Source organism: Micromonospora halotolerans, from assembly GCF_032108445.1.
Classification (GTDB): Bacteria; Actinomycetota; Actinomycetes; order Mycobacteriales; family Micromonosporaceae; genus Micromonospora; species Micromonospora halotolerans.
The window spans coordinates 3,575,231-3,591,147 of record NZ_CP134876.1; the positions used below are offsets into that span (position 1 = coordinate 3,575,231).

The window sequence follows — 15,917 nt, forward strand, 5'->3', positions numbered from 1 at the left end:
CCACACCGTCGCAGGAGATGAGACAGGCATGCTGGCACCGCTGGGACTCGACCCCGTCGAGGAGGAGACGTACCGCCAGCTCATCGCGTCACGGAGGGCGTGCGCCGCGGAGGTCGCCGCGGCCACGGGACGCTCCGACGCGGCGGTCCGGGCCGCCCTCGACGGTTTGGTCGAGCGCGGGCTGGTGGCCACGGCCACCGGCGCTCCGGCCGACGGTGGCTCGGTGTTCGTGCCGGCGCCGCCCGCCGTCGCCCTCAACGCCCTGCTCCGCCAGCGGCAGCACGACCTGCGGCAGGCCGAGTCCGACGTCGCCGCGCTGGCCGAGCAGTACCGCACCGCCGACCAGGCCCCGGGCGTCATCGAGGTGATCGCCGACGTCGACACCGTCCGGCGCCGCTTCTTCCAGATCCAGGAGGCGGCGCGCCACGAGGTGCTCTCCATGGTGCCGCCCAACCTCCGGGTCGTCCCGCACCGGGAGAACACCGCCGAGCGGGCGAGCATGCGGCGGGGGGTCCGCTACCGGGCCCTGCTGGACCGGCGGGCGCTGACCGGGCCCGGGATGCAGGCCGACATCCGCGCCAGCATGGCGCTCGGCCAGGACATCCGGATCGTCGACGCCGTGCCGGTCAAGATGATGATCGTGGACGGTGAGATCGCCATGCTGCCGCTGCACCACGACGCCGACGGAACGCCCGCGTCCATCCTGGTGCACCGCAGCGGGCTGCTCGCCGTGCTGGTGGCGTCCTTCGAGGCCGCGTGGGAGCGGGCGTATCCGCTGCGGCCCGCCCCGGCGCCGGACGAGGTGACCGAGTTGACCAGCGGCGAGCTGGGGGACGGGCACATGCAGGTGCTGGCGCTGCTGCTCTCCGGGCAGACCGACCAGGCCATCGCGACACAGCTCGACATCTCGCTGCGTACCGTGCACCGCCGGATCCGCCAGCTCATGGACGCGGCCGGTGTGGACAGCCGGGTCCAGCTGGGCTGGGCCGCCGCCCGCAACGGCTGGGCCTGACCCCCGAGCAGGCCATCCACCATGCCAGGAAGCCCGGGCCAGTGGCCCGGGCTACCTGGTGTCTGTGCCCCCGGCAGGATTCGAACCTGCGCCCCCGCCTCCGGAGGGCGGTGCTCTATCCCCTGAGCTACGGGGGCTCAGCGACCCGAGAAGAGTAGCAAACCCCTTCCCGGATCACCGAATCGGCACCCGGCGGGTCAGGCGGCGGCGACGGGGCGGCCGCAGCTCGGCAGCGGGTGGAGGACGATGCGGCGCGGCAGGCGGCGGGGCCACTCGTTGCGCGGCCAGGAACCGTCGACGATCAGGTGCACCGTGCGCTCCTCGGCGCCGCTGAGCCGCAGCACGAAGTCGCGGGGGAGCGGCGGGTCCACCGACGGAGTTGTGATCATGAAGCGCACCCGGCCGCGCGACGAGACCGCGGAGATCACGTCGGCCGCCGGCATGGTGCCGCGCAGGCGTACGCGGCCGATCCAGTAGACCTCCGCGGCGTGCTCCTGGGCGGCCCGGGTGATCGACGGGTACTCGCTGCGTACCCAGCGTTCGACCGCGCCGACGCAGAGCCCGCAGGCCCGCTCCCGGGGCTCGCGCGGACCCAACCCCCAGGCCCGCAGGTACGCCCCGACCGTGCCGGCGTCCATGGTCAGCTCGAACCGGCGCTCGATGAGGGTGGTGAGGCTCTGTCGCGTCCAGAGCTCCTCGTCCAGGCCGAACTCGTCGGGGTGGACGCCCCGGAGCGCGTCGATCAGTTCGAGTTCCTGCTCGCGGCTGAGCGTTCCCGGCTCGCCCTGCCGCAGTCCGCGACGGACGGCTGCCACCGCCCCGTCACCGCCGATGGTGTGACGTCGGCACCAACTGGTCACCGACCGCCCTGCGTCTCTGAGTGCAACCCCCACGTCCTGCGCAACGAGCCCGAATCGCAACTGGTCACGATATGTGTGGAGAAAAGTCTCCAAGCAGTGCAATGGGTTGTATGACCCAAACCGTTATAAACCGGCATAACGGGCATCGCCCGCTCCCGGTACGCGAAGGGCCCGCGTCGCGCACGACACGGGCCCTCCAGGACGATCAGGCGTTACACCGTGCCGCCCAGACGCTTGAGCGCCGCCGAGAGGTTGGCCAGGTCCTTCTGCTGGGTGTTCTTCATGACCTGCGCGACCGCCAGCACGTCGTCGTCGTGCCCCTGGTCGAGGATCCCGTCGATCATGTGCACCCCGCCGACGTGGTGGCGGATCATCATCTGCAGGAAGAGCACGTCGAACTCGCGCCCGGTGGCGCCCCGCAGCTTCGCCATCTCCTCCGGCGTGGCCATGCCCGGCATGAGGCCGTTCTTCACCAGCCCGGAGCCGTCCGACATCCAGGCCATCGGCGGCTGGTCGCCGGTCGGATCCAGCTTCCAGGAGCGCAGCCAGGTCTGCATGGTGCCGATCTCGCCCTGCTGCCCGGTGGCGATGTCGCCGCCGATCTGGCGTACCTCCGGGTCCTGGCCCTGCCGGAACGCCAGCAGTCCCATCGCCACGGCCTGGGCGTGGTGGCTGGTCATGTCCCGGGCGAAGCCGGCCTCCGCCGAGTTGTCGCCCGGACGGGTGAGCGTCGGGGTGAGCAGACCGCCCGCGTACCCGAGGAGGAGACCGACCACGACGGCGGCCGCCAGCGCCAGGACGCCGAAGCGCCGCGCGCCCCTCCGGTCACCGGGGTCGGTGACCGGGGCCTCGTCGAGGTCGGTGTCCGTGGTCGCGGCGGCGGTCATCGCGGCGTCCTCACTGGGTCGGCTGCTCGGGCATGTTGTTGCCCAGGTTGTCGCGCGGGGTGGTGCCGGTGGCGGTGACACCCTGGTCGCAGAGCGCCGTCGGGCCCTCGACGGAGGCGTTCACGCGCAGCGTCTTGATGAACTCGTCGATCCGGCCGTCGTCGGCGTTGTCGACCTTGAGCTGGAAGCCCCAGGCCTGGAGGGAGATCGGCTTGTCCAGCCCCTCGAACGGGCTGAGCATCATCTTCTCCTTGCCCTGCACCTTGGCCTTGAGCTTGGCCACCTGGTCGGCGGGCAGGTCGGGGCGGTAGGTGATCCAGACCGTGCCGTGCTCCAGGCTGTGCACCGCGTGCTCGTTGGCGATCGGGGCGTCGTAGACGTCGCCCATGCAGTTCTGCCAGGCCTGGTTGTGCGGGCCGCCCACCGGCGGAAGCACGTCGTACTTGAGCGGGCCGGCCTGGTGCTGACCGCCCTTGACGAGGTCCTTGTCCTTCTTGCGGAAGTCGACGATGCCGTTGATCGCGTCGGCCCGCTTCTCCCACGGCTGGGCGCCCTGGTAGACCGCCCACGCGCCCACGCCGATGATGCCCACCGCCAGCACGCCGACCGCGACGAAGAGCGCGATCGGACCCCACGCGCGACCCTGGCTCACCTTCACCGGGGTGACCGGCTTGCGGCCCTTGCCGCCGGTCGGCCGCGGGGTGCCCTTGCCGCCGGAGGGCTTGTCGGCAGCCGCGGGCCGGCCGGCAGCCGGCTTCTTGCCGGTGCTGACCACGGTGGGACGGCGTTCCGGGCCGCCCGGGGTGCTGATGCTCATCGTGCCTCGTCAGGTCGGTCGGTCAGGGGAGCCGCGGGGCCGGTGCACGTGCTGGGTCGCCGCCGCGGGGACCGAGTCTACCCCCGATAACATGGTTCGGTGACTCCCGCAGAACTCGCCGAGGTCGTCCTCGCCGCAGCCCACGCCGTCTTCGAAGACCGGGGCCTGGACCGCTCCGCGCTGCCCGCGCAGACCACGGTCGAGCGACCCCGCAGCCCCGAGCACGGCGACTACGCCTCGACGCTGGCGCTGCAGCTCAGCAAGAAGGTCGGCGTACCCCCGCGGGAGCTGGCCGCCGCCCTCGCCCACGAGCTGGGCAAGGCGTCCGGGATCAAGTCGGTGGAGATCGCCGGGCCGGGCTTCCTCAACATCCGGCTCGACGCGGCCGCCGCCGGCCAGCTCGCCCGGGTCATCGTCGAGGCCGGCCCGGCGTACGGCCGCAGCGACACCCTGGCCGGCCAGCGGATCAACCTGGAGTTCGTCTCGGCGAACCCGACCGGCCCGGTGCACATCGGCGGGGTCCGCTGGGCGGCCGTCGGCGACGCGCTCAGCCGGCTGCTCCGCGCCACCGGCGCCGACGTGGGCACCGAGTACTACTTCAACGACGCCGGCTCCCAGATCGACCGGTTCGCCCGCTCGCTGCTCGCCGCCGCGCAGGGCCAGCCGGCCCCGGAGGACGGCTACGGCGGCGCGTACATCGCGGAGATCGCCGCCGAGGTGGTGAAGCGCCGGCCCGAGGTGCTGGACCTGGCCGAGGACGCCGCCCAGGAGGTGTTCCGGGTCGAGGGCGTCCAGCTGATGTTCGCCGAGATCAAGTCGTCCCTGCGCGACTTCGGCGTGGAGTTCGACACCTACTTCAACGAGAAGGACCTGCACGACCGGGGCGAGCTGGACAAGGCGCTCGACCGGCTGCGTGAGCAGGGTCACCTCTACGAGTCCGAGGGCGCCACCTGGCTGCGCACCACCGACTTCGGCGACGACAAGGACCGGGTGCTGCGCAAGTCGAACGGCGAGTGGACCTACTTCGCCGCGGACTGCGCCTACTACCTGGACAAGCGCGAGCGCGGCTTCGAGCGCGTGGTGATCATGCTGGGCGCCGACCACCACGGCTACATCGGCCGGATGAAGGCCATGGCCGCCTGCTTCGGCGACGACCCGGACCGCAACCTGGAGATCCTCATCGGCCAGCTGGTCAACCTGCTCCGCGACGGCGCCCCGGTGCGGATGAGCAAGCGGGCCGGCACGGTGGTCACCCTGGAGGACCTGGTCGACGCGATCGGCGTGGACGCCTCCCGCTACGCGCTGGCCCGCTACTCCAGCGACTCGCCGATCGACATCGACGTCGAGCTGTGGACCCGGGCGACCCGCGACAACCCGGTCTACTACGTGCAGTACGTCGCCGCCCGCACGGCCAGCGTCGGTCGCAACGCCGCCGAGGTCGGGCTGACCCGGGGCGAGGCCGACGGCTTCCACGCCGAGCTGCTCTCCCACGAGAAGGAGAACGAGTTACTCAAGGCCCTCGCCGAGTTCCCCGCCGTGGTCTCCTCGGCGGCCGAACTGCGCGGTCCGCACCTGGTGGCCCGCTACCTGGAGCGGCTGGCCGGCGCCTACCACCGGTTCTACGACAACTGCCGGATCCTGCCGCGCGGCGACGAGGAGACCACCGACCTGCACCGGGCCCGGCTCTGGCTCAACGACGCCACCCGGGTGGTCATCGCCAACGGCCTGCGCCTGCTGGGCGTCTCGGCCCCGGAGCGGATGTAATGCGGGCGCACGAGGCCGGTGCCCTGCACGGCGACATCGGCAACCGGGGTCCGGCCTGGCTGCGTCCGCCGGTCGACGTCAACGAGCTGGTCCCGCAGCTGTGGCCGCGCAACGTGGCGCGCGGCGCGGGCGGCGCCCTGACGGTCGCGGGCCTGGACGTCCGCGACCTGGCCGCCGAGTTCGGCACCCCGGTGTACGTGCTGGACGAGGACGACCTGCGCACGCGCAGCCGCGAGTTCCGGGACGCCTTCCCGGACGCCGACGTCTACTACGCCGGCAAGGCGTTCCTCTGCCGGGCGGTGGTCCGGATGATCGCCGAGGAGGGCCTGTTCCTCGACGTCTGCACGGGGGGCGAGCTGGCCACGGCGCTGTCGGCCGGCATGGAGCCCGCGCGGATCGGCTTCCACGGCAACAACAAGTCCGTGGCCGAGCTGACCCGGGCCGTGGACGCCGGGGTGGGCCGGATCATCGTCGACTCGTTCGCCGAGATCGACCGGCTCACCGCGATCGCCCGCGAGCGCGGGGTGCGGCCGAGGGTGCTGGTCCGGGTGACCGTCGGCGTGGAGGCGCACACCCACGAGTTCATCGCCACCGCGCACGAGGACCAGAAGTTCGGCTTCTCCCTCGCGGGCGGCGCGGCCGCGGCGGCCGCCTTCAAGATCCTCGACGAGGACGTGCTGGAGCTGCGCGGGCTGCACTCCCACATCGGCTCGCAGATCTTCGACGCCAGCGGCTTCGAGGTGTCCGCCCGCCGGGTGCTGGCCCTCCAGGCGCAGATCCGCGACGCCCGCGGGGTCGAGCTGCCCGAGCTGGACCTGGGTGGCGGCTTCGGCATCGCGTACACGACGCAGGACGACCCGGCCGCGCCGCACGAGCTGGCCAAGCGGCTTCGCAAGATCGTCGACGGGGAGTGCGCGGCGGAGAACCTGGCCGTGCCGCACCTGTCCATCGAGCCGGGCCGGGCCATCGTCGGGCCCGCCGTGTTCACCCTCTACGAGGTGGGCACGGTCAAGGACGTGGACGGGATCCGCACCTACGTGAGCGTCGACGGGGGGATGAGCGACAACATCCGCACCGCGCTCTACGACGCGTCCTACTCGGCGACGGTGGCCAACCGGGCCTCGGCCGCCGAGCCGATGCTCGCCCGCGTGGTGGGAAAGCACTGTGAGTCCGGGGACATCGTGGTGAAGGATGAATTCCTGCCCGCCGACGTGCAGCCCGGAGATCTTGTCGCGGTGCCCGGCACCGGGGCGTACTGCCGGAGCATGGCCAGCAACTACAACCATGTCCCGCGGCCCCCGGTCGTCGCCGTCCGCGACGGTCGAGCCCGGCTGATCGTCCGCCGGGAGACCGAAGACGACCTGCTCGCATTGGATGTGGGATGACCTCACCCGTTCGCTTGGCGCTGCTCGGCTGCGGCACGGTCGGCAGCGACGTGGTGCGGCTGCTGCACGAGCAGTCGGCCGACCTCGCCGCCCGGATCGGCGCCCCGCTGGAGATCGCCGGCATCGCCGTCCGCCGGCTCGGCCGGGACCGCGGCAACCTGCCGGTCGACCCCGCCCTGTTCACCACCGACCCGCTCGGCCTGATCAAGCGGGACGACGTGGACGTCGTGGTCGAGGTCGTCGGCGGGATCGAGCCGGCCCGCACCTGGCTGGTCGAGGCGCTGCGCGCCGGCAAGAGCGTGGTCACCGCCAACAAGGCGCTGCTCGCCGAGGACGGCGCGACGCTGCACGACGCGGCCGCCGAGGGCGGCGCGGACCTCTACTACGAGGCCAGCGTCGCCGGGGCCATCCCGCTGCTGCGCCCGCTGCGCGAGTCGCTGCACGGCGACCGGATCAACCGGGTCACCGGCATCGTCAACGGCACCACCAACTTCATCCTCTCCGCCATGGACGCCACCGGCGCGGGCTTCGCGGAGGCCCTGGAGGAGGCCACCGAACTGGGGTACGCGGAGGCCGACCCAACGGCCGACGTGGAGGGCTTCGACGCCGCGGCGAAGGCCGCCATCCTGGCCTCGCTGGCGTTCCACACCCGGGTCACCGCCGCCGACGTGCACCGGGAGGGCATCACCGAGGTGACCGCCGCCGACGTGGCCAGCGCCAGGGCCATGGGCTGCACCATCAAGCTGCTCTGCATCGCGGCCCGGGGCGTCGACGCGGCCGGGCGCGAGACGGTCAGCGTCCGGGTGCACCCGGCCATGATCCCGCTGACCCACCCCCTCGCGGGCGTCGGCGACGCGTTCAACGCGGTGTTCGTCGAGGCCGAGGCGGCCGGGCAGCTCATGTTCTACGGCCGGGGCGCGGGCGGCGCGCCGACCGCCAGCGCGGTCCTCGGCGACGTGGTGGCGGTGGCCCGCAACCGCCTCGCCGGGGTGCACGCGGCCAGCGAGTCGGCGTACGCGGACCTGCTGGTCCGGCCGATGGGTGAGGCGCTCACCCGCTACCACATCAGCCTGGACGTGGCCGACCGCCCGGGTGTCCTGGAGGCGGTGGCGGGCGTCTTCGCCCGGCACGAGGTCTCCATCGCCACCGTGCGGCAGGGCCCGGCCGGCGGCGGCCCCGACGCCGAGCTGGTCATCGTCACCCACGTGGCGCCGGACGCCGCGCTCGCCGCCACCGTGGGCGAGCTGCGCGGGCTGGACATCGTCCGCTCGGTGACGAGCGTGCTGCGGGTCGAGGGCGGGGCGTAGCCGACCGTCCCGCCTGATGGTTATCCAAGGGTGTGCCGGCGGCCGGTCCGGGAGGCTGGTCCACGCTGGTAGGGGCCCCGCGGCGATCGGGGCGGCAGAGGCGAGGAGCACGACATGTGGCGGGGTCTGATCGAGGCGTACCGCGACCGGCTGCCGGTCACCGGCGCCACTCCCGTCGTCACCCTGCACGAGGGGAACACGCCGCTGCTGCCGGCGCCGGTGCTCTCCGCCCGGGTGGGCGCCGACGTGTGGCTCAAGGTCGAGGGGGCGAACCCGACCGGCTCGTTCAAGGACCGGGGCATGACCGTCGCCGTCTCCAAGGCCGTCGAGGCCGGTGACAAGGCGATCATCTGCGCCTCCACGGGCAACACCAGCGCCTCCGCCGCCGCGTACGCGGCCCGCGCCGGGATCACCTGCGCGGTGCTCGTGCCCCAGGGCAAGATCGCGCTGGGCAAGCTGGCCCAGGCGCTGGTGCACGGCGCCAAGCTGCTCCAGGTGCAGGGCAACTTCGACGACTGCCTGGCGCTCGCCGGCAAGCTCGCCCAGGACTACCCGGTCGCGCTTGTCAACTCGGTCAACATCGACCGCCTGCACGGGCAGAAGACCGCCGCGTTCGAGATCGTCGAGGCGCTCGGCGACGTGCCCGACATCCACTGCCTGCCGGTGGGCAACGCCGGCAACATCTCCGCCTACTGGATGGGCTACTCCGAGGACCTGCGCGACGGCAACGCCACGAAGGCCCCGAAGATGTACGGCTTCCAGGCGGCCGGCGCGGCGCCGATCGTCACCGGGCAGGTGGTGCCGGAGCCGTCCACCATCGCCACCGCCATCCGGATCGGCAACCCGGCGAGCTGGACCAAGGCGATCGACGCCCGGGAGGCGTCCGAGGGGCTGATCTCGGCGGTCACCGACCGGGAGATCCTCTCCGCGTACCGGCTGCTGGCCCGCGAGGTCGGGGCCTTCGTCGAGCTGGGCAGCGCGGCCAGTGTGGCCGGTCTGCTCCAGCAGGCCGCCGCCGGTCGGGTGCCGGCGGGCGCCACCGTGGTCTGCACGGTGACCGGCCACGGTCTCAAGGACCCCGAGTGGGCCATCTCCACGGCCCCCGCCCCGCTGACGATCGCCAACGACGCCCTCGCCGCGGCCCGCTCCCTCGACCTGGTCTGACCGGCCCGCAGCGGCCGGAGCGGGCGGCGTCACGCCGGCCGGGGCCAGTGGGTTCGAGCGTGATCGCGTGCGGCAGACTCATCCCACCCCGTACACCCCTTTCCAGGAGTGCGTAACGCCCATGTCGCTGCTCGCCAGATTCAGTCTCGCCAACCGGGGCCTGATCGCCCTCATCGCGCTGGTGACCACGGCGTTCGGGGCGTTCGCCGTGCCGTCGCTGAAGCAGCAGCTGCTGCCGTCGCTGGAGTTCCCCGCCGCGTTCATCGTGGCGCCGTACCCGGGCGCCGCGCCGGAGATCGTCGAGTCCCAGGTCGCCGAGCCGATCGAGAACAGCCTCCAGGGCATCCCGGGGCTGGAGAAGGTCACCTCCACCTCGCGCGAGGGCTCCGCCACTGTCCAGGTGCAGTACGAGTTCGGCACCGACCTCGACGACGTGGTCAACAAGATGCAGACCGCGCTGAGCCGCATCGACGCCCAGCTCCCCGAGGGCGTCGACCCGCAGGTGATCGCCGGCAGCACCGACGACCTGCCGGCCGTGGTGGTCGCCGCGACCGGCGGCGCCGACGAGCAGGCCCTGGCCGAGAAGCTGCGCGCCACCGTCGTACCCGAGCTGGAGGGCCTGGACGGGGTCCGCACGGTCGACGTGACGGGCGCCCGCGACCAGGTCGTGACGATCGTTCCCGACCCGGCGAAGCTGGCCGCGGCCCGGCTGGCCCCGACCGCGATCGCCCAGGCGCTGAAGACCAACGGCGTGGCGCTGCCGGCCGGCGCGGTGATCGACGGCGGCCGCTCGCTGCCGGTGCAGGTCGGCACCCCGATCCGCAGCGTCGACGACCTGCGCGGGATCGTGCTCAGCACCGCCCCCGCCGCCCCGGTGAGCCTCGGGGACGTGGCCCGGGTGGAGCAGCAGCTCGCCCCGGCCACCGGCTTCACCCGCACCAACGGCAAGCCCAGCCTCGGCATCGCCGTCACGGCCTCGCCCGACGGCAACGCGGTGGCCATCTCACACGACATCCGGGACCGCCTGGACGAGCTCGAGGCGGCCTCCGGCGCCGACCTGACCGTGGTCTTCGACCAGGCCCCGTTCGTCGAGCGGTCCATCGAGAGCCTCACCACCGAGGGCCTGCTCGGCCTGCTCATGGCCGTCGTGGTGATCCTGGTCTTCCTGCTCTCGGTCCGCTCCACCGTGGTCACGGCGGTGTCCATCCCGCTGTCGGTGCTGGTCGCGCTGATCGTGCTGTGGGCCGGCGACTACTCGCTGAACCTGCTCACCCTCGGCGCACTGACCATCGCCGTCGGCCGGGTGGTCGACGACTCGATCGTGGTGCTGGAGAACATCAAGCGACACCTGGAGTACGGCGAGCCGAAGCGGGACGCCATCCTGGCCGCGGTCCGCGAGGTGGCCGGCGCGGTGACCGCCTCGACCCTCACCACGGTCGCCGTCTTCGCGCCGATCGCCCTGGTGGGCGGCTTCGTGGGGCAGCTCTTCGCGCCGTTCGCGATCACCGTGACGGTGGCCCTGCTCGCCTCACTGCTGGTCTCGCTGACCGTGATCCCGGTGCTGGCGTACTGGTTCCTCAAGCCGCCGCGCGGCGGGGCCGACGAGGCCGCCGCCCGGCGCGCCGCCGCCGAGAAGGAGCTGCGCAGCCCGTTGCAGCGGGGCTACCTGCCGGTGATCGGCTTCGCCACCCGATCCCGCGGCACCCGCTGGGCGACCGTGGCGCTCGGCCTGCTGGTGCTCTTCGGCACGTTCGGCCTGGCCCAGAAGCTGGAGACCAACTTCCTCGACGACTCCGGCCAGGACACCCTGGCCATCCAGCAGGAGCTGCCGGCGGGCACCGGGCTGACCGGCACCGACCAGGCCGCCGCCCGGGTGGAGGAGATCCTTCGGCGCACGCCGGGGGTGGAGACGTACCAGGTCAGCGCGGGCGGCGGCGACAACCCGTGGGCCGGCGGCGGTAACGACACCGCCTCCTGGTCGCTGGCGCTCAGCGACGACACCGACGCGGCCGAGGTCCGGGAGAAGCTGCGCACGGAGTTCGACCGGCTCGGCCCGGAGGCCGGTGAGCTGACCTTCGGCGGTGGGCAGAACGCCAGCGCCAACCAGCTCGAGGTGGTCGTGCAGGCCGCTGACCAGGACACGCTGACCCGGGCCGCCGAGGCCGTCCGGAGCGCGATGGCCGGCACGGCGGGCGTCGAGGACGTCACCACCGGCCTGGCCACCCGGGTGCCCCGCGTGGAGGTGACCGTCGACCGGGTCGCCGCGGCGCGCGCCGGGCTGACCGAGGCGGCGGTGGGTCAGGTCGTCGCGCAGGCGTACCGGGGGGCGCCGCTCGGCCAGGTCACCCTGGACGGCACCCCGCAGGACGTGGTGCTGAGCACCGGGGCCCGGCCGCCGCTGAGCGTGGCCGAGCTGCGGGCGCTGCCGGTCGGCCCGGTGAAGCTGGACGACATCGCCGACGTCAACCAGGTCGAGGGCCCGCAGCAGGTGACCCGGATCGACGGCGAGCGGAGCGTGTCGGTGACCGGCACGGCGACCGGCTCGAACCTCGGCGCCACCACCCAGGAGCTGCAGAAGAAGCTGGACGCGCTGGACGTGCCGGGTGCGACGTTCGTCATCGGCGGCGTCAGCGCGGACCAGGCCGACGCCTTCGCCGACCTGGGGCTGGCCGTGCTGGCCGCGATCGCGATCGTCTTCCTGATCATGGTGGGCACGTTCCGCAGCCTGACCCAGGCGCTGATCCTGCTGATCTCCGTGCCGTTCGCGGCGACCGGCGCGATCGGCCTGCTGCTGCTCACCGGCACCCCGCTGGGCGTGCCGGCGCTGATCGGCGTACTCATGCTGGTCGGCATCGTGGTGACCAACGCGATCGTGCTGCTCGACCTGATCAACCAGTACCGGGGGCAGGGCATGGGCGTGACCGAGGCGGTGGTCGAGGGCGGCCGGCGCCGGCTGCGACCGATCCTGATGACCGCGGTCGCCACCGTGTTCGCGCTGCTGCCGATGGCGTTCGGCCTGACCGGTGAGGGTGGCTTCATCTCCAAGCCGCTGGCCGTCGTGGTGATCGGTGGTCTGCTCAGCTCGACGCTGCTCACGTTGATCCTGGTGCCGACCCTCTACACGATGGTGGAGCGCACCAAGGAGTCCTTCCGCGAGCGCCGGGCCCGCCGGCGGGGCACGCCGGCGCCCGCCGAAGCGCCGGCACCGGCGCCGGGGCCCGTCCCGGTGACCGTCGGGGGCGGAGCGGGCCGGGCCGAGGCCGCCGGCCCGGTCGCCGAGCCGCCGGCCCGCCCGGCGCCGTCGGCCGCGCTGGTCGACGGTACGGACCAGTTCGAGGTGCTGCGCCTACCGAAGAGCCGCCGGTCCCCGCTGCCGCCGGAGTAACCGCCGGAGTCCCGAGAGAGGTGGCCGTCCCCCGCCGGGGGCGGCCACCTCTCCCTTTCGGGGGACAGTGGAAACCATCTCGCGGGCGGTACGGTGAGTGAGCCGAGACTCACGGTGGGTGCCGGCCCGTCCCGCCGTGCCGGGGCGGCCGGCCGGACCGGGAGCGGGGCGATGGCGGACGGCGTGGCCCGGTGGGGCAGGCGCAGGGTGCTGCGCCGCACCGCGCTGCTGGCCGGGGGCGCCGCGCTGGGTGTCGCCGGGACCGCGCAGATCACCTGGATCGCCGACCGCCGGCTCCCGCTCGCCGGCGGACCGGCCAGCGCCACCCTGGGCAGCCGCTACCAGCAGGTGGGCGGCGGCGGGGTCGAGGTCGTCTGGGCGGTCCGCACCGGCGACCCGCTGGTCGCGCTGACGTTCGACGACGGGCCGCAGCCACAGTGGACCCCGATGGTGCTGGACACCCTGGCCGAGCACCGGGTGCCGGCCACCTTCTTCCTGGTCGGGGAGCGGGCCCGCCGGCACGCCGCGCTGGTCCGCGACCGGCTGGGTGGGCACGAGGTGGGCAACCACAGCTGGGCGCATCACGACCTGGCCCGGATGGACGCCCACACCGCGTACGACGACCTGCGCCGCAGCCATGAGGCGATCGCGGCGGCCACCGGGGTGGCGCCCCGGCTGCTCCGCCCGCCCTGGGGGCACCTGGGCGGCGCGGTGCTCCACGCCGCCGCCCGGCTCAACTACCGGCTGGTCCTCTGGACGCTGCAGATGGTCGAGGCGGAATACCCGCACGACCCGGCCGGGCACGCCCGGCGGATCGTGGCCGACGTGCGGCCGGGCACCATCCTGCTCGGTCACGACGTCGGCCCCGAGCGGCGGCTCGTCGCGCTCGGCGGCCTGCCCGACATGATCACCGGACTGCGCGCCCGCGGCTACACCTTCGTCACCGTCTCCGAACTGCTCCGCCGCGCGACCGTCCTGGGAGCGGCCCGATAGGGTTCCGGCGTGTCACCCACCGTCTCGGTCCTCGTCCGCAACCGCGACTTCCGCAACCTCTTCCTCGCCGAGCTGGTGGTCTTCGGCGCCGACTGGTTCGTCATGGTGCCGCTGCTGGTGCTCCTCCCGGAGCTGACCGGCAGCGGGGTGTGGGGGGCACTGGTGCTCGCCGTGGACACCGGCATGACCGCCCTGCTGCTCCCGTACACCGGCACCATCGCCGACCGGTTCGACCGCCGGAAGATCATGATGGCGGCCAACCTCGCCGCGCTGGCCGGCATCCTGCTGCTGCTCGGCGTCCGGAGCGCTGGCACCGCCTGGCTGGCCCTGGTGTCGATCGCCGCCGTGGCGGTGGCGAAGGCGTTCTACTCGCCGGCCGCCCAGGCCGCCCTGCCCAACGTGCTCGACCCGGACGACCTGGCAGCCGGCAACGCGATCGCCGGCTCGGCCTGGGGCACCATGACCGTGGTCGGCGCCTCGCTCGGCGGCATGCTCAGCGCCGCCGCCGGCCCGTACGCCAGCTTCTGGGTGGCGGCCGTCGGCCTGGCCGGGGCGGCGGCCCTGGCCGCGCGGATCCGCCGGCCGTTGCAGGCGCCCCGCGACCCGGCGGTGGCCGTCCCGCGCACCTGGGCGGCGATCCGCGAGGCGCTGGGCTACATCGCGCACCGGCCGCGGGTGCTCGCCCTGGTGACCGTGAAGTCGGCGGTGGGCCTGGGCAACGGCGTGCTGACCGTCTTCCCGCTGCTCGCCGGGCTGTACGGGGTCGGCGCGATCGGCACCGGCCTGCTCTTCGCCTTCCGCGGCGCCGGGGCGCTGGTCGGCCCGATCCTCATGCGGCGGGTGCTCAGCAACCGCGCCTGGCTGCTCACCGGCCTGGCCCTGTCGATGTCCCTCTACGGCCTGGCCTACGTCGGGGTGGCGGTGGTGAACTGGTTCCCGCTGGCGCTGATGCTGGTCTTCCTGGCCCACCTGGGCGGTGGCAGCAACTGGGTGCTCTCCAACTACGCGCTGCAGGGCGAGGTGCCGGACCGGTTGCGTGGCCGGGTCTTCGCCACCGACATGATGCTGGCGACGCTCGCCATCTCGGTCAGCCAGCTGGTCGTGGCGCTCGCGGTCGACACGATCGACGAGCGCATCGTCCTGGCCGGCTGCGGCCTGGTCACGGTGGTCTACGCGGTGGGCTGGCGGCTCGCCACCCGGCGGCTGTCGCTCACCGACCCGGTCGAGGAGTCGGAGGCCTGCCGGACCCCCTGAGCGGGGGATGCCCTTCCCACGGTCCGGGCGATCCGGCGGGCTGTCGGCGCCGGGACCTAGCATGAGCCCGTGCCGACGACTTTCACCTCCGGTCCGGTCCGGGTCCGGGTGCCCGCGACCAGCGCGAACCTCGGCCCGGGCTTCGATGCGCTCGGGCTGGCCCTCGGCTTGCACGACGACGTGGCGGCCGAGGTGACCGCCGGCGGCGTACGGGTCGCGGTGACCGGGGAGGGCGCCGGCGAGCTGCCCGGCGACGACCGGCACCTGGTGGTGACCGCCATGCGGGCGGCCTTCGACGTGCTCGGCGCGCAGCCGGCCGGGCTGGCGCTGGAGTGCGTGAACCGGATCCCGCAGGCGCGTGGCCTCGGGTCCTCCTCGGCGGCCATCGTGGCCGGGGTCCTGCTGGCCCGGGCGCTGGTCGCCGACGGCGCCGCGCGGCTGGACGACGACGCCGCGCTCCGGCTCGCCTCCGAGCTGGAGGGGCACCCCGACAACGTGGCGCCCTGCCTGCTCGGCGGCTTCACGGTCGCCTGGACGGAGCCGGCCGGCGCGCGGGCGGTCACCCTGCCCGTGGCCGAGGCGGTCCGGCCCACCGTCTTCGTCCCGGGCGAGCGCGGGCTGACCTCGGTCGCCCGGGCGGCGCTGCCGGCCATGGTGCCGCACGGCGACGCGGCGCTGAACGCGGGCCGGGCCGCGCTGCTGGTGCACGCGCTGACCGCCGACCCGGCGCTGCTGCTTCCGGGCACCGTCGACCGGCTGCACCAGGACTACCGGGCCGAGGGGATGCCGGGCACCGCCGCCCTCGTGGCCGCGCTCCGTGCGGCCGGTGTGGCGGCTGTGGTCAGTGGTGCGGGGCCGACCGTGCTGGCGTTGTCCCAGGTCCCCGCGGGATTCCAGGCGGGAACAGATTGGCGTCGGTGGGAGTTGCCGATAGACGTCAGCGGTGCCCGGGTCACCCGGGGTAGACTGGGACACGCCGAGCGGGACCCTGTTGCCGCAGGTCGGAAGAGTTGATTACGCTCTACACCTAGCACAGCCGCGAAGCATGCGATCTCCTGCGGGTCGGCGCACCCCCGAAGCTCTCGGCGG

The 15,917-nt window shown here is 73.5% G+C and carries 12 protein-coding genes and 1 tRNA gene; 9 read left to right on the forward strand and 4 right to left on the reverse strand.

Annotated features, from left to right (window positions below; translation table 11 throughout):
* The first annotated feature begins 28 nt into the window (after positions 1-28).
* Entirely contained in the window at positions 29-1,012 is a 984-nt protein-coding gene (locus RMN56_RS17040) for a helix-turn-helix domain-containing protein (RefSeq protein WP_313718424.1), read from the forward strand.
* 65 nt (positions 1,013-1,077) lie between these two features.
* Here the strand turns inward: RMN56_RS17040 and RMN56_RS17045 are convergent.
* The 4 genes from RMN56_RS17045 to RMN56_RS17060 all read right to left on the reverse strand — a co-directional run bounded on the left by RMN56_RS17045 (position 1,078) and on the right by RMN56_RS17060 (position 3,576).
* A tRNA-Arg gene (locus RMN56_RS17045) sits at positions 1,078-1,149 on the reverse strand.
* A 60-nt stretch (positions 1,150-1,209) separates the two neighbouring features.
* The gene (locus RMN56_RS17050) at positions 1,210-1,905 is read right to left on the reverse strand and encodes a winged helix-turn-helix domain-containing protein (protein WP_313724768.1); all 696 of its coding nucleotides are present in this window, start codon (positions 1,903-1,905) and stop codon (positions 1,210-1,212) included.
* Between the two features lie 179 nt (positions 1,906-2,084).
* Positions 2,085-2,759, reverse strand: a complete 675-nt coding sequence (locus RMN56_RS17055) for a DUF305 domain-containing protein (protein WP_313718425.1) — start codon at positions 2,757-2,759, stop codon at positions 2,085-2,087.
* Positions 2,760-2,769: 10 nt separating this feature from the next.
* On the reverse strand, positions 2,770-3,576 hold the full coding sequence (locus tag RMN56_RS17060) for a thioredoxin-like domain-containing protein (RefSeq protein WP_313718426.1): 807 nt from the start codon (positions 3,574-3,576) through the stop codon (positions 2,770-2,772).
* 99 nt (positions 3,577-3,675) lie between these two features.
* On the opposite strand from RMN56_RS17060, the gene argS reads away from it, so the two are divergent.
* The 8 genes from argS (at position 3,676) to thrB (ending at position 15,842) form a co-directional block, all read left to right on the forward strand.
* Entirely contained in the window at positions 3,676-5,340 is a 1,665-nt protein-coding gene (gene argS, locus RMN56_RS17065; protein WP_313718427.1) for an arginine--tRNA ligase, read from the forward strand.
* Entirely contained in the window at positions 5,340-6,725 is a 1,386-nt protein-coding gene (gene lysA / locus RMN56_RS17070; protein ID WP_313718428.1) for a diaminopimelate decarboxylase, read from the forward strand. The genes argS and lysA overlap by 1 nt, the downstream gene beginning before the upstream one ends.
* Positions 6,722-8,032, forward strand: a complete 1,311-nt coding sequence (locus tag RMN56_RS17075; RefSeq protein ID WP_313718430.1) for a homoserine dehydrogenase — start codon at positions 6,722-6,724, stop codon at positions 8,030-8,032. The genes lysA and RMN56_RS17075 overlap by 4 nt, the downstream gene beginning before the upstream one ends.
* 114 nt (positions 8,033-8,146) lie before the next feature.
* A complete protein-coding gene (thrC, locus tag RMN56_RS17080) occupies positions 8,147-9,196 on the forward strand; it encodes a threonine synthase (protein ID WP_313718432.1) in 1,050 nt (349 codons plus the stop codon).
* Positions 9,197-9,317: 121 nt separating this feature from the next.
* Complete coding sequence (locus tag RMN56_RS17085; protein ID WP_313718433.1) at positions 9,318-12,581, forward strand: efflux RND transporter permease subunit; 3,264 nt, start codon at positions 9,318-9,320, stop codon at positions 12,579-12,581.
* A gap of 171 nt (positions 12,582-12,752) precedes the next feature.
* Positions 12,753-13,574, forward strand: a complete 822-nt coding sequence (locus tag RMN56_RS17090; RefSeq protein WP_313718434.1) for a polysaccharide deacetylase family protein — start codon at positions 12,753-12,755, stop codon at positions 13,572-13,574.
* Positions 13,575-13,583: 9 nt separating this feature from the next.
* On the forward strand, positions 13,584-14,828 hold the full coding sequence (locus tag RMN56_RS17095) for an MFS transporter (protein WP_313718435.1): 1,245 nt from the start codon (positions 13,584-13,586) through the stop codon (positions 14,826-14,828).
* A gap of 69 nt (positions 14,829-14,897) precedes the next feature.
* Positions 14,898-15,842, forward strand: a complete 945-nt coding sequence (thrB, locus tag RMN56_RS17100) for a homoserine kinase (protein ID WP_313718437.1) — start codon at positions 14,898-14,900, stop codon at positions 15,840-15,842.
* Positions 15,843-15,917: the final 75 nt, after the last annotated feature.

Excerpts from the sequence above, each read along its gene's own strand:
- RMN56_RS17090 (WP_313718434.1), top strand. The coding sequence starts at position 12,753 with ATGGCGGACGGCGTGGCCCGGTGGGGCAGGCGCAGGGTGCTGCGCCGC.
- thrC (WP_313718432.1), top strand. The coding sequence starts at position 8,147 with ATGTGGCGGGGTCTGATCGAGGCGTACCGCGACCGGCTGCCGGTCACC.
- RMN56_RS17075 (WP_313718430.1), top strand. The coding sequence starts at position 6,722 with ATGACCTCACCCGTTCGCTTGGCGCTGCTCGGCTGCGGCACGGTCGGC.
- RMN56_RS17085 (WP_313718433.1), top strand. The coding sequence starts at position 9,318 with ATGTCGCTGCTCGCCAGATTCAGTCTCGCCAACCGGGGCCTGATCGCC.
- RMN56_RS17060 (WP_313718426.1), bottom strand. The coding sequence starts at position 3,576 with ATGAGCATCAGCACCCCGGGCGGCCCGGAACGCCGTCCCACCGTGGTC.
- RMN56_RS17040 (WP_313718424.1), top strand. The coding sequence starts at position 29 with ATGCTGGCACCGCTGGGACTCGACCCCGTCGAGGAGGAGACGTACCGC.
- lysA (WP_313718428.1), top strand. The coding sequence starts at position 5,340 with ATGCGGGCGCACGAGGCCGGTGCCCTGCACGGCGACATCGGCAACCGG.
- RMN56_RS17055 (WP_313718425.1), bottom strand. The coding sequence starts at position 2,759 with ATGACCGCCGCCGCGACCACGGACACCGACCTCGACGAGGCCCCGGTC.